The organism is Larkinella sp. C7, assembly GCF_006149005.1.
GTDB lineage: Bacteria > Bacteroidota > Bacteroidia > Cytophagales > Spirosomataceae > Larkinella.
This window is the reverse complement of record NZ_VBSL01000004.1, coordinates 26,636-46,190: the sequence shown is the minus strand read 5'-3', so window position 1 is coordinate 46,190 and position 19,555 is coordinate 26,636. Positions and strand designations below refer to the sequence as shown.

Annotated in this window: 16 protein-coding genes; 15 read left to right on the top strand and 1 reads right to left on the bottom strand. The window is 51.5% G+C overall.

Going from position 1 to position 19,555, the window contains the following annotated elements; all coding sequences use genetic code 11:
• The first annotated feature begins 102 nt into the window (after positions 1 to 102).
• From FH871_RS11150 to FH871_RS11115, 8 genes are all read left to right on the top strand, one after another.
• Complete coding sequence (locus tag FH871_RS11150; protein WP_212768217.1) at positions 103 to 729, top strand: hypothetical protein; 627 nt, start codon at positions 103 to 105, stop codon at positions 727 to 729.
• 162 nt (positions 730 to 891) lie between these two features.
• A complete protein-coding gene (locus tag FH871_RS11145) occupies positions 892 to 1,914 on the top strand; it encodes a glycosyltransferase family 9 protein (protein WP_138991524.1) in 1,023 nt (340 codons plus the stop codon).
• Positions 1,915 to 1,931: 17 nt separating this feature from the next.
• On the top strand, positions 1,932 to 2,804 hold the full coding sequence (locus FH871_RS11140) for a carbon-nitrogen hydrolase (RefSeq protein ID WP_138991523.1): 873 nt from the start codon (positions 1,932 to 1,934) through the stop codon (positions 2,802 to 2,804).
• Between the two features lie 8 nt (positions 2,805 to 2,812).
• Positions 2,813 to 4,483, top strand: coding sequence for a hypothetical protein (locus FH871_RS11135; protein ID WP_229317213.1), 1,671 nt, complete (start codon positions 2,813 to 2,815; stop codon positions 4,481 to 4,483).
• A 184-nt stretch (positions 4,484 to 4,667) separates the two neighbouring features.
• On the top strand, positions 4,668 to 5,399 hold the full coding sequence (locus FH871_RS11130; RefSeq protein WP_138991522.1) for a hypothetical protein: 732 nt from the start codon (positions 4,668 to 4,670) through the stop codon (positions 5,397 to 5,399).
• 30 nt (positions 5,400 to 5,429) lie between these two features.
• The gene (locus tag FH871_RS11125) at positions 5,430 to 6,455 is read left to right on the top strand and encodes a hypothetical protein (RefSeq protein ID WP_138991521.1); all 1,026 of its coding nucleotides are present in this window, start codon (positions 5,430 to 5,432) and stop codon (positions 6,453 to 6,455) included.
• 123 nt (positions 6,456 to 6,578) lie between these two features.
• Positions 6,579 to 7,613: a hypothetical protein gene (locus FH871_RS11120; RefSeq protein ID WP_138991520.1), complete on the top strand. Its 1,035-nt coding sequence runs from the start codon at positions 6,579 to 6,581 to the stop codon at positions 7,611 to 7,613.
• A gap of 106 nt (positions 7,614 to 7,719) precedes the next feature.
• The gene (locus FH871_RS11115) at positions 7,720 to 8,223 is read left to right on the top strand and encodes a hypothetical protein (RefSeq protein WP_138991519.1); all 504 of its coding nucleotides are present in this window, start codon (positions 7,720 to 7,722) and stop codon (positions 8,221 to 8,223) included.
• On the opposite strand, the gene FH871_RS11110 is transcribed toward FH871_RS11115, so the two are convergent.
• Positions 8,220 to 11,381: a leucine-rich repeat domain-containing protein gene (locus FH871_RS11110; RefSeq protein WP_171062823.1), complete on the bottom strand. Its 3,162-nt coding sequence runs from the start codon at positions 11,379 to 11,381 to the stop codon at positions 8,220 to 8,222. The genes FH871_RS11115 and FH871_RS11110 overlap by 4 nt on opposite strands.
• Positions 11,382 to 11,567: 186 nt before the next feature.
• Here FH871_RS11110 and FH871_RS11105 point away from each other — a divergent pair, with 186 nt between their 5' ends.
• The 7 genes from FH871_RS11105 to FH871_RS11075 all read left to right on the top strand — a co-directional run bounded on the left by FH871_RS11105 (position 11,568) and on the right by FH871_RS11075 (position 19,551).
• Positions 11,568 to 12,647: an agmatine/peptidylarginine deiminase gene (locus FH871_RS11105; protein ID WP_138991517.1), complete on the top strand. Its 1,080-nt coding sequence runs from the start codon at positions 11,568 to 11,570 to the stop codon at positions 12,645 to 12,647.
• Complete coding sequence (locus FH871_RS11100) at positions 12,647 to 12,985, top strand: n-acetylglutamate synthase (RefSeq protein ID WP_138991516.1); 339 nt, start codon at positions 12,647 to 12,649, stop codon at positions 12,983 to 12,985. Before FH871_RS11105 ends, FH871_RS11100 begins: the two co-directional genes overlap by 1 nt.
• Positions 12,986 to 12,995: 10 nt before the next feature.
• Positions 12,996 to 13,676 (top strand): hypothetical protein, encoded by a 681-nt coding sequence (locus FH871_RS11095; protein WP_138991515.1) that lies wholly within the window; start codon positions 12,996 to 12,998, stop codon positions 13,674 to 13,676.
• A gap of 34 nt (positions 13,677 to 13,710) precedes the next feature.
• Positions 13,711 to 16,044, top strand: coding sequence for a peptidylprolyl isomerase (locus FH871_RS11090; protein WP_229317211.1), 2,334 nt, complete (start codon positions 13,711 to 13,713; stop codon positions 16,042 to 16,044).
• A 100-nt stretch (positions 16,045 to 16,144) separates the two neighbouring features.
• A complete protein-coding gene (locus tag FH871_RS11085) occupies positions 16,145 to 17,506 on the top strand; it encodes a peptidylprolyl isomerase (protein WP_138991514.1) in 1,362 nt (453 codons plus the stop codon).
• Between the two features lie 89 nt (positions 17,507 to 17,595).
• Entirely contained in the window at positions 17,596 to 18,561 is a 966-nt protein-coding gene (locus tag FH871_RS11080) for a MoxR family ATPase (RefSeq protein ID WP_138991513.1), read from the top strand.
• 204 nt (positions 18,562 to 18,765) lie between these two features.
• Positions 18,766 to 19,551 carry a hypothetical protein gene (locus FH871_RS11075; protein WP_138991512.1) on the top strand — a complete coding sequence of 262 codons (786 nt, stop codon included), beginning with the start codon at positions 18,766 to 18,768 and terminating at the stop codon, positions 19,549 to 19,551.
• Positions 19,552 to 19,555: the final 4 nt, after the last annotated feature.

The following is a 19,555-nucleotide window of genomic DNA, read 5'->3' as shown; positions in this document are numbered from 1 at the left end:
AAAGTCATCCAATTAGCACCTGTCAGGGTCTTCGACCGCTGACAGGTGCTAATTGGATGACTTTTATTACCGGTTTTCGTCAAAACCTAAAACGTAAAACCGATGGAAGAAATTGAACCCCTCGAACCAGGGCGGTATTACCACATTTACAACCGTGGAATCAATGGAACAGCCCTTTTTTCCACCGCCCACCATTATCGTTTCTTCTTAAAACAATATGCCAACTACCTAACTCCGGTTGTTGACACGTTTGCGTATTGCCTCATGAAAAACCACTTTCATCTGATGGTTCGGGTAAAAGAAGCGCATGAATTTGACCGGGAGACGCTTTTGAGCGAACGGGGCTGGTTGAAAGTCCCCAATGTCAGCCGACAATTCTCCAACCTCTTCAACAGTTATGCGCAACATTTCAATGCCAATACCCAACGAACCGGCAGTTTGTTCGAACGCCCTTTTCACCGGAAAGTGGTTGCGGATGACTCCTACTTCACCCGGCTTATTTTCTACATTCACAATAACCCCGTTAAACACATCTTAACCGGAGATTTAACAACGTATTTGCATTCCTCATACCAGAGTCACCTATCGGCTAAGCCTACTTTATTGATGCGGGAAGCCGTTTTGACGTGGTTTGGCGGGAGAAAAGAATATATTCGTTTCCACCAGGACATGAACAACGAGGACTTTGGCGACATATTCACCCACCCCGTCAGCGGTCACAGACCCTGACAGGGTGGAAATCCGGACCATACTTGATTGTGATACCCCACCGCTGTCAGGGTCTGCGACCGCTGACGGGGTGGGGTATCACAATCAAGTATGGTCGCCATTCGCACAGGTTTTATACCTTTCCTTCAAAAATCTCCCGGCCATATCGTAAATTTGGCGGCAATGCGTACCACCCCTGCCAAGTTTCTGATTATCCGGTTTTCGTCCATCGGCGACATCGTGCTGACGACGCCGGTTATACGTTGCCTGAAACAACAGGTTCCGGGTGCCGAAATCCATTATTGCACCAAGCGATCCTTTCAGTCCCTCATCGATTCCAATCCCTATGTCGACAAAGGAATTTACCTGGATGGAAGCCTGAACGACCTCATTCGCCAGCTCCGAACCGAGCGGTATGATTACATCATCGATCTGCACAACAACCTCCGTACCCGCATCATCAAGCTGCGGCTGGCCGTTCCGTCGCGCAGTTTCGACAAACTGAACTGGGAGAAATGGCTCTATGTCCAGTTCAAAGTGAACACCATGCCACCCCTCCACATCGTCGACCGATACTTGAAAACGACGGAATCATTTGGGGTGGTCAACGACGGAAAAGGGCTGGACTACTTCATTCCTTACAAAGACATTGTCGAACCGGAATGGTTACCCATCACCCACCGCCGGGGGTTTGTCGCCTACGCCATTGGCGGTCAGCACCATACCAAAAAACTCCCTGTAGCGCGCATGATTGAATTGTGCCGAAAAATCAATTATCCGATGGTTTTGCTGGGAGGCAAAGAAGACGCTGCTGCGGGCGAAGAAGTGCTTCAGGCTTTGGGTGACAAACTAATTTACAACGCCTGCGGAAAATACAACCTGAACCAGTCGGCTTCGATTCTCCAGCAGTCGGCACTGGTTTTTAGCCACGATACGGGGCTGATGCACATCGCGGCTGCCTTCCGGAAAAAAATCTACGCGATCTGGGGCAACACCACGCCACAACTGGGCATGTACCCCTACAAAACCAATTTTGTTTCGCTCGAAAACAAACTGTTGCCCTGTCGTCCTTGTTCTAAAATAGGTTACGACCAGTGTCCGAAGGGTCATTTCAACTGCATGAACGAACTGCGGTTCGATTTTGACCTGAAAGAACTGAAACGTGGCCCCGGGCCTTCCACGCGAAGAACCGGCCCGGAACGTTAATCCCATTGAAAGATCACATGTCAAAAAAAGTTAACATTGGCCTGGTGCAGATGTCCTGCTCGGCCGACCTGGACGCTAATCTCGAAAAAGCCATCGCCGGCATTCGGGAAGCAGCCGCCAAAGGTGCCCAAATCGTGTGTTTGCAGGAATTGTTTCGCTCGCTGTATTTCTGCGACGTCGAGGATCACCACAATTTCAGTCTGGCCGAAGCCATCCCCGGCCCTACCACCGAACGACTGGGCGACATTGCGCGCGAAACCAATACCGTTGTCATTGCGTCGTTATTTGAAAAAAGGGCCGCTGGTTTGTACCACAACACGACCGCCGTGCTGGATGCCGATGGCTCGTATCTGGGTAAATACCGCAAAATGCACATTCCCGACGACCCCGGTTATTACGAAAAGTTTTACTTTACCCCCGGCGATCTGGGCTACAAGGTCTTCGAAACAAAGTATGCCAAAATCGGTGTTCTGATTTGCTGGGATCAGTGGTATCCGGAACCGGCCCGCATTACGTCTCTGATGGGAGCCGAAATCCTGTTTTACCCCACCGCCATTGGTTGGGATACGGAAGAAACCGATCCCAAAGTGGATGCAGAACAGTACAGCGCCTGGCAAACCATCCAGCGCAGCCACGCCATTGCCAACGGTGTTCATGTGGTTTCGGTAAACCGGGTCGGGCAAGAAGGGGGACAAAAATTCTGGGGCGGATCGTTTGTGGCCAATCCCCACGGCACCCTGCTGTATCTGGCTCCACACGAAGGAGAAGTCACTCATGTTCAGGAAATTGATTTGAGTCTAACCGACAAATACCGTACGACCTGGCCTTACTTTCGTGACCGGCGAATCGATTCGTACCAACCCATCACGAAACGCTATTTGGACGAATGACCAACCGTATGAAGCTTTTTCTGATTTCTTTAGTAGTTGCCCTGGCCGGGTTCGGTTTATGGTACAATCGTTCAATCAGTGGCCCCGAGCCGGTTATCGTGCCTCATCAGGGTGCCTTACCCGCCCAAACGGCCTTGACCCCAACACCCCGGCAATCCTTTACCCCCACCACCCGCAAAGGCTACTGGAATCCGGATGTTGTCGGGGATTTCACGCTCCCCGCCACCAAATCCGTGACGTTCAGTGGTGCCGGGCGCAACCTGCATGTCGATCAGGATTGGTCGAAACTGTTCCGCCGGGGCTTTTCGTCTGTCGACAAAACCCGTATGGCGCCGGACGAATACCGCAGTGAATGGAATCCCAAACCGGCAGGCTGGACCAGCCGCCTGAAACCGTCCCAGCGGGCGTTGACCATCGGGCAGGGCTACATGGCCGGGGCACCCTTTAACATCGAATGGGCCCGGTCGGGCGACAAAGCGCCGGAAACGTGGTACAAACGTCCGTGGGGTGACCAGGGATTTAAAAATAGTGTCTATACCGCCATGCAGGAACTCAATGGAGAATGCGAAAATTTTGGCGATTGTAACCCGAACAATAAATTAAATACCTACGGAAAAATCTTTTTCGACATTGAAAATGAAGGCGTTGGCAATGTCCTGAACCGGCAGGAACAGGTCAATCTCTATGTTTTTATGATGAAGTCGCTTCGGGAGTGGATCAGTCCCTACACCGAAATCGGCTCCATTGCTCCGGTTCCGCTCAACGGCTACGGGTATTCCCGCGCCCGCGAGTACAAGGGTTCCCCGGAATGGCTCTGGGCGATGCCCGCCCGACATACGGAAACCTCACGCCAACGCGGGATGCCCGACGAGATTGTTGGCAAAACCTTCGCCGACTACATTGATTTTCAGATGCCGGGCACGTATTACATGTACCCGGATTTCGATTATTCCATCCCGCACAGCGACGACGGTGCCCGCCACTGGCTGGGCGCTTTGTTGCACGAACAGGAGGTCAATGCCCGGCTTTCGCCCAAAAAACGCATTGCGTGGCAGTGGCTTTTCAACACCCAAAGCAGTGAATTCCCCAACAGTGAGAAAGCGAAAAATGCGGCTCCACCGGCCGTGGCCGAAGGAATTGCGGTTTTTTACTGGTTTACGGGTGCCTATGGAGTCATGTTCTGGGATGACGCGACGGAACTGAAACCCGACCAGCCAACCCCGGCGGATGTAAATCAGCAGGGCCTGGGCAATGACCGGGTGTATGCCTGTTACGAACACTACATCCATGGCCTATGGCGGTTGTTCAAACACCACAGCGACCTTTTCAATGGCCGCGAAAAATACCTGAACGATCAAACCGAATGCTCGGTCGACGGCGGAAAAACCTGGTATAAGTATACTGCCAATCAGCTAAAAACCAACAACTTGCCGTTTGTCAGAGCCATTATCAACGGGAATCAGATTCTGGTGGCGGCAACCCAACCCTACGGAAAACCCGACCAGCGCGAACAGGTGCTGGTGCGATACATTCAGGATGGGTACCAGTTTTATACAACCATCAACCTGAAAGGCGACGAAATATTTCTGGGTCGGGCAACGATGGCGAATGGTGCCGGAAGCCGGAAGAAAGCCGCCAGCAGTCCAAAGAAAGTCACTGTAAAACAAAAGAAAGCTTAATTCTTCTTCTGCCTTACGATAAAAACCGGAGAACTATGTCGATACATAAAGTTCGGCCCGGTTTTTATCCTTACAGGCCATCAGTAAACCGTTTGGCTTAAAACGGTTATTTTATCATCTTGCGCCCATCTAATATTGTTCCGTCTTTCATCGGCAAGAACGATACGTTTTAACCTAACACAAGATGGCAGAACAAGAAACGAGTTCCGGGCTGGAGGGCTTCGGAAAAAAACTCCTGAATCTCTTTATCAAAGACGAACCAACGACGGCAAAGCCCATACTGTTTCCTCCGCAAAGTCAACCCAACCCGGTTTCCGTGCCGACCCCACCAGCGGACCCGGTTCCGGTTGCAACTGTGCGTGAACCTACTGCTGTAACAGCAATGCCCGAGGGTGCTGTCGATACGAAGTTTGTCGATCATTTCGCGGCTGTGCTGTCGAAAGCCAACCAGCCGGGTCCCGATTATTTCGAGTTTCGGGAAACGCTGAAAAACCTGTCGAATCTCAATCTGAGTGAAGACCAGCAGTATCAGGCGGCCTGGGCCAGTTTTAAGGCAATGGGCGGTTCGGCGAATGTGTCCGGTCTGGTCAGTTCGGCCAACCAGTATTTAACGGCCCTGAACAACGACCAGCAGGCGTTTTCGAAAACCGTTGAAGAAGCCCTGACCGAAAAAGTCGGCGGCTTGTCCAACGAGCAGAAACAACTGCAATCGGAGAACGAACAACTGGCCAAACAGATGCTGGAAATTCAGCGAAAAATGGACGCCAACAACGAACGGCTGGCCAAAATCGGTGGAGAGTTGAATGAACAACGGCAGAAAATCACCCAGAACCAAAGCAATTACGAAGCGACACTGGCCGTCTTCGTCGGTCAGATCAAGCGGGATTTGCTCAAACTGGGAGAGTACATAAAATGACGATTTTAACAATAAACCTTACACTTAACAATGGCATCAACTCCTGATTTTTCACAAGTGGGTGGGCGAACCGAGGACGGCGACAAGCGTTCGTTCTGGAGCCGCCCGGAAGGCATCGCGGGGCTGTTTTTTCTGGCCGCCATCGGTGCCATGGGACTGGTATACTTCAACCGGATCGTTGAATTTCTGATCAAAGTCACCGAAAATACGCTGTATCTGGCGGGTTTGCTGGCGGTTCTGGGCTTCCTGATCTTCCTTTTTACGAGCAAGGATGTGCGGACGGCGGTTTTCTTCCTGTATAAAACGCTGATGCGGAAATTGACGGGCCTCGTGATTCAGCTCGATCCGATTGCGATCATGAAGATTTATGTCAACGATCTGAAAGACAAACGACGCAGCATGCAGGGGCAGATCGATACCCTGGCGGGGCAACTGGTGAAACTGAACCGGAAAATTACCGAGAACAACGAGGTTATCAAGCAAAAGTTTGCTGAAGCCAACAAAGCCAATGCCATGACCGACCGGCCCGGTATGCGGGAAGCGGCCCAACTCGCCACCATCGAAGGTGCCGGTTTGCAGGAAATGAACGAGAAACTGCAGCCGCTTCAGCGCAACATGCGGACGGTGCTGGAATTCATGGAGAAAGTGAACAAAAGCGCCGACTACATCATCAAGGAAACCGAAATCAAGGTCAAACTGAAAGAAGCGGAATACCAGATCGTGAAGGAAAGCTCCAGCGCCCTCCGGACGGCCATCAGCATCTTCAAAGGCGACCCCGACAAGAAGTTTTACTTTGACGAGTCGATGGAGTATATCCAGGACGACATGAGCAAAAAACTCGGTGAAATGAAGCGGGCCATGGATATGTCGATGGACTTCATCAACTCGGTCGACATCCAGAACGGGATTCTTTCGGACAAAGGCCAGGCTTTGCTGGAAGCCTACAACCACGGTGAATTCAAAATCATCAAGCTGGACGAAGCTCCCCCGGCCACGCCCGCCAACCGGCAGGTCAACCCGCCGAAAGACAATGGTTACCGGAGTCTCCTGGATTAATGAGTGAGTTGGGCTTGAGCGATTGAGTGAAAAATCAATGACCTTCCTTTCACTCAATCACTCAATCACAATCCACTCAATAAACAATTCACAAAATCACTAATTCACACAATTGATCAAACCATGCAACGCTTAACCGTAGCCGGAAGGCTTCTCATCACGGCCCTGATCCTGGCCGCTATCTACTTTGGTTTTAAATACATCGGTGGAGTTGATTTACTGAAAAAATTAGCCCCAAAAGAAACCGCACAACAGACCTCCGACTCGCCATCGATGCCGTCGACCTCTTCAGAAGCAACGTCTGAAGAAAGTGCCAAACCCGCCGATACGGAAGCAACCGACGAAGCCGGTTCGCGTCCCACGTTCAACTACACCCCGCCAGCCCCGCAAAACGGCAAGCTGAAAGGTGTCGTGGAATTGGGGGCCAGCGGTTTTAACTCGTTCATCATTACGGTTGACGCGCAGAAAGCCTGGAAACTCGAAAAAGCGGAATTTGGCAACAGCCTGGTGCTGGAAAATATGGCCACCGATCAGGACGTTCGCGAAGGGTTGAAAAAATACATTTCCCAGATGCTGAACTTCGGGGTAGCTGGCCGTGACATTCACTTTGTCGTCAGCTCGGGAGCGGTGAAAGCCGACAATACCCAGAAAATCATCAAGGCGTTGAAGTCCCTCAACTACGTGGTCAATACCGTAACCGCCGAACAGGAAGGTCGTCTGGCCCTGCGGTCAGTCTTGCCGAAAGACTTCGAAAGCAACGGTTTTGTGGTGGACATTGGCTCCGGAAACACCAAGATTTCGTGGAAAGAGGGAGGCAAAACCGCTGCGCTGGAAAGCTACGGCGCTAAATATTTCCAGAATGGCGACGATGATACCAAAGTGTACAACGAGGTGAAAGCACTTTCCGAAAAAATCCCGGCGGCCAACCGCAAGACCTGTTTCATCATTGGTGGGGTTCCTTTCGAGCTGGCCAAGCAGGTTCGGAACGGCAAGGAACGCTACACGGTTTTGAATGCGCCATCGGCGTATACATCCGGTGAAGCCAAAACCAAAGCCGGTGTCAACATCTACAAAGCCATCGCCGACGGTACCAACTGCGACCAGTTCGTCTTCGACTGGGATGCAAACTTTACGATTGGTTATCTGCTGACGTTGTAACAAGTTATTACACAGAGTTGATCAGAGGAAATCAGAGTTTATCGGAGAAAAATCTCTGTGAACCCTGATTTCCTCTGATCAACCCTGTGTAACACCTATTTTAAAAATGACTTTACAGGATTTCTTCGACTCCGTTTCTGCCAACCCAGCCCTTCTGACGGTTTTTCTGCTGGCCATTCCGGCACTGGCGTTTGTCGTCAATATGTGGTCGGGCGAGAAGGCGGAAGAGATTTGGCGGTGGCGGTTTGTGTACGCGACGCTGGTCTACCTGGCCTGTATTCCCGGCATTTTTGCCTTTACATTAAACGTCTATCTGTTCCTCTTCGAACGGCAAAGCATCTGGCGGATGAACCTGGTCACGCAGGTGTTGCCGGTGCTGACGATGGTGGCCACGCTGATGCTCATCAAACGCAAGCTCCCTTTCGCCTACATCCCCGGTTTTGGCAAACTGTCGGGGTTCATGACGCTCATTGCGGCCCTCATCGGCATTCTATGGATCATCGACCGAACCCGCATCTACGCAATCACCTACATTCCCTTTACGTACATTCTGGTTGGCTTCGTCGGACTGCTGCTGCTCGTTCGTTTCGCCTGGAGCAGGTTGTTTTAGTCCATTTTCGGAACCCGTTCCTTCACAAGCTGCGTCATTTGCTGCAAAACCGTTCGCTTTTCCGCCGGCAAATCGGCCATCGCCAGCCAGTTTTCGTAGAGTTCGAAGCTCCACCCCATGATTCGTTCGGAGCGACTGATTACGTACGTTTTCAAATCGTCCAAAATAGCCGCTACCGGTTTTTCTCCCTTCAACACCTGAATGCTGCTTTCCAGGTACTTTTCCAGAATGGCATTCCCGCCCTGAAGCTCTCGTTTGTCAATTTTCTGTAACGCCGTACGCGCCTGATCCGGCTGACCCACGATGAGGTGCAACTCAACCACCGTCAGCTTGATTCCGGTATTGGCATACGGCATTTTTTCGTATTCCTCCAAGGCTTTCCGGTAACTCTGATTCGCTTCCGTCAGTTTATTTTTCAGCGTTAAATACCGCCCCTGCTCGATCAATAAGTTTCCCGTCAGCTCCGGTTTGCCTTTGATAACCGCCAGCCTCTGAAGGGCCTGTTCAATATCCGCCCTGGCCGCATCGATCTGCCCCAGTCTCGCCTTCGCATTGGCCCGACCACGTAACGCCAGCACGGCAGGTTGCTCAAATTGCTGCTTCTGAAACGGCTGTTGCGATGAAACGCTTTTCGTCAACCGGTCTGCCAGCGAAATACTCTGATCGTAATCGGCGATGGCTTCGGCGTATTCTTGCCGAAAAACATGCATGTCGGCCCGTTGTGCATACAGCATCACCCGCATGGTGTCTGAAGCATAGTCGATGGCCTTCTCAAAATTGGCAAAGGCTTCGGTCCAGTTGCGCTGACCGGCCTTCTGGAAAGCCATCTGGAGATACGAATTGGCAATGCCCCGATTGGGTTTGGCTATTTTATCCAGTGCCAGCAAACCAGCCTCACTAAACGCTAGCCGGAGGGCGTCTTTGCTGTTAAAATTGGTGTTCAGGGGTTGCGGTAACAAATTTTCATACAAGGCGATTCGTTGTAAATTAGGACTATTCAGCATTTCAACCGGCAGTTCGGCCAGGCGGTTTTGCATCAGAGAGAGTTGTTGCACCGGAAAACGTTTCCAGTCGATTTCCGGAAGCCGCTCCACATTGGAATGGAATAGGGTCAGATTCCGTAGCTTACGGAGTTTACTAGCCTTCACAAAGGCATCTTCACCATCCAGACTCGTCTGGTTCATGAGTTGTAATTCCGTAAGTTCCTGGCAATAAACAATGCTGTCAGGCAACTGACGCAAACCGGTATTTTCGGCGATTGAAATGTCCTGCATTTCCCCGACCTGCAACGATGTTAATTGCGTCAATCGGCCGATGGATTCCGGCAGGGCCAGCAGTCGGGTTTTTCCTAACCGCAGGGATCGCAGTTTCGAAAGATTACCCAGTGCAGCGGGCAGAATGGTCAGTTCATTGCCGGAGAGATCAAGAGTTTGCAATTTATCTAGGCGAACGATGTCCTGAGGTAATGCTTTTAATTTTGTGTTGGTGGCTAAAAACGTGATGAGATTCCGACACTGCGAAAGACTCTCCGGTAACACCTCCAGTGGATTATTAGCGAGCAGAAGGATTTGAAGTTTTGTCAATTTCCCCAATTCTGAGGGAAGTCCGGACAAGCGATTATCAGATAATCCCAGGTATGTCAATTGGGTTAACTTGCCTACTTCCGAAGAAACCGACGTCAGTTCATTGTTCAGTAGATTCAATTCCTGTAAAGAAGGAAGCCGGAACAACACACCAGGCACAGTGGAAAACCGGTTATCATTCAGCACAATTCCCTCCAGGGAATCCAGTTCAGCTATCGTTTCCGGAAGTTGTGTCAGTTTGTTTGAAGACAGCACAAGTCTCTTTAGTCGATGAAGTTTTCCCATTTCGGAGGGGAGTTGCCGCAATTGATTCTCGGATGCCATCAGTTGCTGGAGTTTGCTTAATTTTCCAATCCCGGCAGGCAAACTCGTTAACTGATTGATCATCAAGATCAATTCGGTAAGGTTCGATAAGTCACCGATGCTTTCTGGAAGCTGGATAAGTTTGTTGTTCGACAAATCCAGACGGTCCAGGGCCGTTAAGCGCCCGATGGATACGGGTAAAAACCGTAACTGGTTGTTGTAGATGGACAAAGCGGTAATCCCGGTTAATTTACCCAGCGAAAAACTCAGCGTATCGAGCTGATTACCAGCCAGATTCAGCACCCTCAGGCTGGTTAACTCCCCCAACGATGCCGGTAGTTTTCGCAATTGACACCCACTAACCTGCAATACTTCCAGTCGCTTTAAATTAGCCAGTTCCGCCGACAACTCGCCCAGGGCATTATTCGTCAGGTTCAACTCTTTGAGACCACTGAGCTGGTACAGGGCCGTAGGAAGTTGCTTTAATTTACAGTTCGAAAGGTTTAGATTTTCAAGCGTTAATAACCCTTCCAGAGTACCCTCTGGGATCGTTAACCGTGGATTACCCTGAACATCAACAGACTTCAGTTTTTTCAAATTCCGAAGATCAGGCAAGGCATTCAGATTGGTGTACGACATGCGTAACGTTTCCAGCTCGGTTAATTTGGAAAGAATGGACCAATCAACACCGGGAGCCAACTGGAGATAATTAAAATTCAACTCTTTGAGCTTTTTCAATTCACCCAGCGATTCCGGAATTTGCACCAGGTTTTTCCCACTTTGAATGGTCACCGATGTCAACTGCCCGACACGGGCCAGTTCCACAGGAAAAGGCGTCATATCTCCATTTCCCGAAAAAATGAGTTTTCGAAGCTTTGGCATTCCAGCCAGCGTCGAAAAAGTTTGCGTCAGATCCGACCGCCACAGGTGTAATTCCAGCCGCTCCAACTGCGTTAGCTGCTGCAACGAAGCGGGGAGCGTCAGGGTCGAAACCCGGACAGCTGCGGGCGAATAAACCTGAACAATTGTCAGTCGCTGTAGTCTTTTGAGTTGGCTAATAGCTTCCCACAAACCCCGAAAAGCCGTTGCGGAATCAACTTCCAGATACAGAACCCGCAAGTCGTTCAGTCCGGATAGTCGTTCACCATGCCCCATTCGCAAAACTTCGGAAGTAATGCGCACGGCCTGAACGGATTCCCGACGGGCTATACTATCCACCAGTTGTGCAATCGTTTCAAAACCGGTAGACCTGAATGAGTCAGGTATTTTCATACCGGGTACACCAGCAGGCTTGTAAACCGGAAACCAGGTTTTGAGTGTATCCAATTCCCTCTCCGTTAGCAATCGGTCCTGGGCCGATGCACCCAAAACCGCCCCGCAAAATGCCATCATCAAAAAGATTCGTATCCGCCATGCCGACATAATTTTGTATTTTTGTGGTGTGAAAGCAAAAGTTGCATGAATATACAATCCGAACATCATTCGTCAAATCCCCATTTCATTCCGGCTCAGAACGGTTTTTTCTTCCCGGCCGAATGGCATCCCCACGTCGCAACCTGGCTCAGTTGGCCGCATACCGAAGCGTCGTGGTCGAGCGAGCGGCAGGAATTGATGTTTCCGGCTTACCTGGAGTTTATCCGGGCCATCAGCGAAAGTGAGCAGGTCTGCATCAACGCCCACAACGAAACCGTCATTCAAACCGCTAAAATGCGGCTGTTAATGGCGGGGATCGATCTGGAAAAAGTGACGCTCCTGCCCCACCCGACCAACGATTCCTGGTGCCGCGACCACGGCCCGGCCTTCCTGATCAATCCCGCTTCGAAGGAAAAAATGATCGTCAACTGGGAATACAATGCCTGGGGCGGAAAGTATCCGCCGTACGAACGGGACGGGCTCATTCCGGTCGAAATTGCGCACTACCGGCAATTGCCCTATGTCAATCCGGGCATTGTCATGGAAGGGGGCGCGGTCGAGTTCAATGGCAAAGGCACGGTTCTGACCAGCCGGGCGTGTCTGCTGAATCAAAACCGGAATTCGCACCTGACCCAGGCCCAAATCGAACAGTATCTGTGCGATTATTACGGGGTCCAGCAAGTGCTGTGGGTGGAAGAAGGCATTGTCGGCGACGATACGGACGGACACATCGACGATACCGTCCGGTTTGTCAACGAAGACACCGTGGTGGTGGCAACCGAAAACAACCCCAACGATGAGAATTACCCGTTCCTGCAGGAAATTCACCAGGAGGTGAAAGCCATGCGCCTGCTCAACGGCAAGCAACTGAACATCGTTGAGTTGCCCATGCCCGACCCGGTCATGAGCGAAGGTAATCGCTTGCCGGCTTCTTATGCCAATTTTTACATTTCCAACGGCTCGGTGATTGTTCCCACCTTCCGGTGCGAGAAAGACCAGACGGCCCTCGATATTCTTACCTCCTGTTTTCCAACCCGGAAAGTAGTGGGCATCGACGCGACCGAAATCGTCTGGGGGTTAGGCACTTTTCATTGTCTAAGCCAGCAGGAACCAACCATTGACTGATGCAGTACGACAAGAAGATCTTTGGCTCGGTTGCCAATACCGACAACGGGGAAGTGAGTGCCGCGACGACGTTCTGGTATCACCAGGAGGGCGGGGTAGTCTGGGCTGAATACCGGGGCGGTTCGGTAGTCAAAGGGTTTCTCGTCGCGAAAGTGCTGACCGACGGGGAACTAGACATGGTGTATCAGCATTTGAATACGGACGGTGACTTCCGGACTGGAGTCTGTCGTTCTACCCCCGAAGTGCTGCCCGACGGTCGCATCCGGCTGCACGAACGCTGGCGATGGACCAACGGCGACGGCTCGGAAGGCACTTCGGTTATTGAAGAAATTGCCTGATCAACCTCGTATGAAATTTCTGTATTTATTTGGTATTCTGTTTATTACCGCCTGCTCCCGTCAAAAACCGCTCACGGCGGAAATGAAACTGAGTCAGCTTAAAGCGGTCAATCTGGAAGAGACGCTGACCCGGAAAGACGAACTGATGATGACGTGGTCGCTCACGGCATTTGACAGTAAAAACCGCCTGGTGGGGGTTGCTTCCAGCGCCTGGGGTGTAGAAAAGGTTCAGAAAGGAGCGGTTTTATCCTTTGAAAATCAGGCTCCTGTGCAAGTGTCCATGCCGAAAGGCGGCAAGGTTGTTGCATCCCTTTTGCTGATCGAAGTCGATGACTACAGCCAGGCCCAGCAATGGATCAAACGCGTTCGCGACATCAACGGCTGGATTCAGGTGCCGGTCGGCTTTTTCGAGATTGGCGCCGAACTGTTGACACCCCTGAAATACGTTACCACCGCCCTGGCAGCCGCCGGAATGGGCGTTCAGTTGACCGACCGGCTGGATAAAGACGACATTCTGGGGCAAAGCAGCGTCGAGTTGCGAGACAGCAGCAACGACCGCCAAAAGAAGGAGACGGCGATGCACGTACCGGCCCGGTTTTCGGGACGACACCTGCGCGATTCGTTTGAATACCAGGTCGACTATGACATTCGACTCAAAAGAATAAAAATAAAGCCCGCTTCCAGTCGTTAAAAAAGTAGATAACTGATTCTAATTCATACCTGTTTTGACTTCAAACCGTATTTCACAAAAAGTGCCCGGTATCGTGTTGCTCTGTCTGCTGGCAGGTTGCAAATCCTCGGCACCCGTCGTTACCAAAGCACCCGAACCGGTTATTCTGAAACTGGGCAACAAGTCATTCACCACCGACGAGTTTTTTCAGTCGTTTACTAAAAATCAAATCAATGGCGATTCGGCCCGCCGGACGGATTTGCGCGAATACATCGATCTATTTACCAACCTGAAGCTGAAAGTGATGGCCGCCGAGCAGGAAGGGCGCGACACCACGGAAGGTTTCCGGGAAGAAATTTCCACCTACCGGAAGCAACTGGCGCAATCGTATCTCAATGACAAAGAAGTCATTGAACACCTGACTGCGGAAGCCTACCAGCATTTAAAGGAAGAAGTCAACGTTTCGCACATCCTGTTTGCCGTAGCCGAGGATGCGGCCCCGGCCGACACGCTGGCCGCCTATAATCAGGCCCTCGATGTTCGGAAACAGCTACTGGCTGGCACCGATTTTTCAACGGCGGCCCGGCAATACTCCAAAGATCCCACGGCCGCGATGAATGGCGGCAACCTGGGTTACCTGACGGCTTTTCAGGTCGTTTATCCCCTCGAACTTGCGGTTTATGCCACCCCCGTTGGCAGCGTTTCGGCACCGGTGCGGTCGCGGTCGGGCTATCACCTGGTGAAAGTACTGGACAAGCGGGCCAACCGGGGCAAGATTCACGTCGCGCACATCCTGGTCCGGATCAGCCCCAGCGCAACCACATCCGGTGGCGGTGACGAGGGACAACGAGCCGCCAAAAACCGCATCGAAGAAGCCTACAACCGGTTGGAAAAAGGCGAACCGTTCGACATGCTGGTGAAAGAATTTTCCGACGACCGCGAATCCCGCAACAACGGCGGTGTTTTACCCGTCTTTGGTGTTGGTCAGATGGTGCAACCGTTCGAGGAAGCGGCCTACGGGTTGTCGCAACCCGGCAGTTATTCCAAACCGTTCCAAACCAACTACGGCTGGCACATTGTGCGGTTGATTGAACGGCAACCCCTGGAATCGTTTGAATCGATGGCGGGAGCCTTGCGGCAGAAAGTGGTGACCGACACCCGGGCCGAAGTGGTGCGGCAAGCACTGGTGCAACGGCTTCGGAAAACGTATTCTGTAACCGAATCGCCCGACGTGCTGGCCAAAACCCTCGCTATGGCCGACAGCAGTTTGCTGACGGGCAAATGGAAACTGCCGGCAACGCTGGACGCTGCCATTGAAAAAAAACCGATTGTGCTGGTCAACAAACAACCCTATACCGCGAATGAATTTCTGGAAACCGTGGTGCGCCGTCAGCAGCCCCGCAAGGACCCGAGTTCTTCGGCCCGGGTGCAAATGGAGCGGTTGTTCCGGCGGTTTGTCGATGATAAAGTGATTGAACAGGAAGAGGCCGCTCTGGAAAAGAAGTACCCCGAATTCCGCTCGCTGATGAACGACATCCGCGACGGCGTACTCCTTTCGCAGGTAATGGAAATCAACGTCTGGGAAAAATCACTGGTCGATTCGGTCGGCCAACGGGCTTATTACGACGCTCATAAAGAAAAATACCGCTACGACCAGCGGGCTGCGGCCACAATTCTGGAAGTTCCAAACGACGATGTACTCAAACAGGCGTCGGAAATGCTGGCGAAGAGCCCCTACCAGCTCCGGCGGTCGGTCGAAGAGCTGAACTACGGCGTCAATCAAAGTGCGCTGACCACCAAGCAGCGGGAAACGCTGTTTGATTTATTGGTGTTGATGATTAAAAACTCCGACTACCTCGTGGAGGTTTCCGGATCAGCCGATGCCACGGAGCGGGATACGGTTTCGGCCAGCCGGATTCGGACGGTGGTGAATTTTCTGACGGCCAACCGCATTCCGATTGTCCGGATCATGGAAAAGGACTACGGAAAATTCCGGCCCGGCCCGGCCAGCGGACCGGGTAAAAATGAGAAAGCCCGGCGCGTGACCTTCCAGTTGTTTTCGACGTCTAAAAAAGATGTGGAGAAGATTCTGAATGCAAAACAACCGGGTGCCGTTAAACTGACGGAGGGGATTTTTGCCAAAGGTGCCAACCCCTTCCTCGACGCTGTGGCCTGGCAACCGGGAACGACCACCATCCGGCGCGACGGAAAAGTGGCGCTCATCAAGATCGATCAGATCGACCCGCCCCGGCTGAAAACCTTCGACGAAGCGCGGGGGGCGGTGATCAACGACTACCAGGCGGTTCTGGAAAAGCAGTGGCTCGACCGGCTCAGGCAACAGTATCCGGTGCAAATGAACGAAGAAGAGGTACGCAAGCTGGCCAAATAGGCTATTTCTTAACATCATTTAACAGATTCACGGTTTCGGCATATCAATAAATCCTGCCGAAATCCGTAATATTGAATAATAAACCTGAATGAAGTTCTTAATGAAATCAATCCTTCTCTCCTCCTTTATTCTGACGGCGCTACTGGTTTCCGTAACGTCTCCCTCCTATTCGCAGGGGAAAGGAGTCAGTTTAAACAAGATCATTGCGAAAATCGATAATTACTACGTGCTAAAGTCGGATCTGGAACAGGCCCGTCAGTCCTACGCACAACAGAATCAGAAGGCTCCGGCCGATTGCCAGCTTCTGGAAAGCCTGGTTGTTCAGAAAGTTCTTCTGGCCAAAGCCGAAATTGACTCCGTTACCGTCGACGATAAGCTGATCGAAAACCAGATGGACGGCCGGATGTCGTACATGATTCAGCAATTCGGTTCGGAAAAAAACCTCGTCGAAGCCTACGGCAAAAGCATCGAAGCGCTGAAAAGTGAACTCCGGACGGAAGTGAAAGAGCAGATGCTGGGGCAACGGATGCAGACCAAAATCACCGACGATGTGAAGGTGAGTCCCAACGAAGTCCGCAAGTTTTTCAACGGCATTCCGAAGGACAGTCTGCCCTACATCCCGGCCGAAGTCGAAATCGGACACATTGTGCGTCTGGCCAAAGTGACCAAAGAGCAAACCGAAGAATTGAAAAAACGGTTGCTGGCCCTGCGGGAACGCGTTGAAAAAGGCGAAGATTTTGCCAAACTAGCCACCGAATTTTCCGAGGATGTTGGTTCCGCCCAGAAAGGTGGCAGCCTGGGATTTGCCAAACGCGGGGCGATGGTTGCCGAATTCGAGGGCGCGGCCATGAAGCTGAAACCCAACGAAATGTCGGACATTGTCCAGTCGGAATTTGGTCTGCACCTGATTCAGCTTATTGAAGTGCGCGGGGCCGAATACCACGCCCGTCACATCCTGCTCCGGCCCGACTACAACCGGCTCGATCTGACCGAACCCCGCCGGTTTTTAGACAGCCTGCGGACGTTGATCGTCGCCGATAGTATCAAATTTGAAAAAGCCGCCAAAGACTTTTCCGAGGATAAAATGACGGCTGATGCCGGTGGCGTGATTCGCGATCAGCAGTCGAACAGTACGCTCATGCCCCACGACCAGAACATGGATTACACCCTGTTCATGACGCTGGACACGATGAAAGTCGGCAGTGTCAGCCCACCGATGGATTACCGGCTGGAAGATGGAAAAAGTGCCGTACGGCTGCTGTATTACAAACGAAAAGTAGCCCCGCACACGGCCAGTTTGAAAGACGATTTTGAGAAGATCGCCAACATTGTCATGGTGAATAAAAAGAACACTGCCATCGATGCCTGGTTCCGAAAAGCCGTCAGCGATGTCTACATTAATGTAGATCCGGAATACCGAAGCTGCAATATTCTGGGTTCCCAAAAAACCGAGGGGCCCTAAAAGAGTTAAGAATTAAGAGTTAAAAGCGGGCTCTTAATTCTTAACTTCCAACTCTTAACTTTTAACTTCCAACTCTTAACTCCTATCCTGTGGTACAATATAATTCTGACGTCGAGGCTGCTGAAGCGCTGAATGAAGCGTATAAACGATTGAAGAGTGAGATTTCGAAAGTAGTCATCGGTCAGGAAGAAACCGTACGGCTTCTGCTAACCGCCATTTTTTGCCAGGGTCACTGTCTGCTGGTAGGCGTTCCGGGTCTCGCCAAAACGCTGCTCATCCAGACCATCGCCGGAGCGCTCGACCTGAGTTTCAACCGGATTCAGTTTACCCCGGATTTGATGCCGTCGGACATTCTGGGTTCCGAAACCCTCGATCAGGAACGGCGGTTTAAATTCATCAAAGGGCCGGTTTTTGCCAACATCATTCTGGCGGATGAAATCAACCGGACTCCGCCCAAAACGCAGTCCGCCCTGCTGGAAGCCATGCAGGAATATTCGGTGACCATTGCCGGACAAAAATACCCCCTCGAACGCCCGTTCTTCGTGCTGGCCACCCAAAACCCGATCGAACAGGAAGGAACCTATCCGCTGCCCGAAGCGCAGTTGGACCGATTTATGTTCAATGTTTTCCTGGACTATCCTTCGTACCAATCGGAGCTCGACATTGTGAAATCGACAACCAACGACGCGAAATACCAGGTACAAAAGGTCTTGTCGGGCAACGAACTGCTGGCCTTCCAACACCTGGTGCGCCGGGTTCCGGTAGTCGATAATGTGGTGGAATACGCTGTCAAACTGGTGCATAAAACCCGCCCGAACACCGAAATGGGTTCACCGGATGCGAATACCTATCTGGAATGGGGAGCAGGGCCACGGGCTTCGCAGGCGCTGATTCTGGCGGCCAAATGCAACGCCCTGCTCAACGGAAAGTATTCGCCGGACATCGAAGACGTTCGCGCCGTTGCCTATCCGATCATCCGTCACCGCATTGTCCGGAACTTCAAAGCCGAAGCCGAGGGAATCACGGTTGACCAACTTATCAAACGGCTTTTGTAAGGATTACTTTTTTGTTCTGATTACGGTGCGGTTTTCCAGACGGGAATCCGCACCGTTTTTTTTGACCGATTAGTAAATTGTCATACTTTCACCGGGATCGTAACGAAATAATTGCAAACTTGATCGACGGATCGTGCTGCTCCTAGTTTCTAATTGCCTTTTTCCGTTGATAAATGGAACCACAATCGCGCGCATCCTGGCCCTATGACCCTAAACTCCCTGGCATTTTTCGCCAGCCGACATCCGAAAGTGGCCGCCGGGCTGATTATCCTGTCGGAGTGTACGAACGCCGTTCTGGGTCTGCTCCTGGGCAGTTCGCTTCTGGCCGACCAGCCGGGCTGGTACCTGTCGTTTCTACTGGGTGGGCTGGTTTTGTTACGATTTCAGTTCAGCCGTTACATCGCCCTTTGCTTACCGGATCTGGTTTCGACGGAACGGTTCTGGTTTCAAAAACACAGCTACACGGTTTTGTTTCTGATCAATTTCCTGGCGTATGGCATAGCGGGTGGCATCAGCGGCCGGACCCTAATTCAACCGGAACCATCGGTCAGTGTGGCCAGCGAGCATATCATTACGTATGCAGAAGTAAGTAAAACAGACACACTGCCTCAACTTACGCCCAATCAGCTTCTTAATTCGAATCAAAACCCTGATCCGGTCGTTCGTGAAAAGCCCCAGACCGGTACCAAAATTGCTTACTTTCTACTGTTTTTGACCAGTCTTTTTTTAGCCGTTGCGGCCAGCGGTTTAGCGTGCCAGTTAATTTGTACCAATCATGGGTTTGCCGCCGTCATGGTCATGCTGCTAGGTTTGGGGATTCTGGCCGGAGGGTTTTATTTCCTCGGTCGGATTTTTACTAAAAATATGAAGCTTTACAAGCACATGACCAGAGCCGAACGCCAACGGGAAAGAAGACGCTTTGGTCGAACCGGTCGGGGAACGGTTATCGGGTTCGTACTTCTCTTTGCGCTATTGTCTCTTGTCAATTAATAGA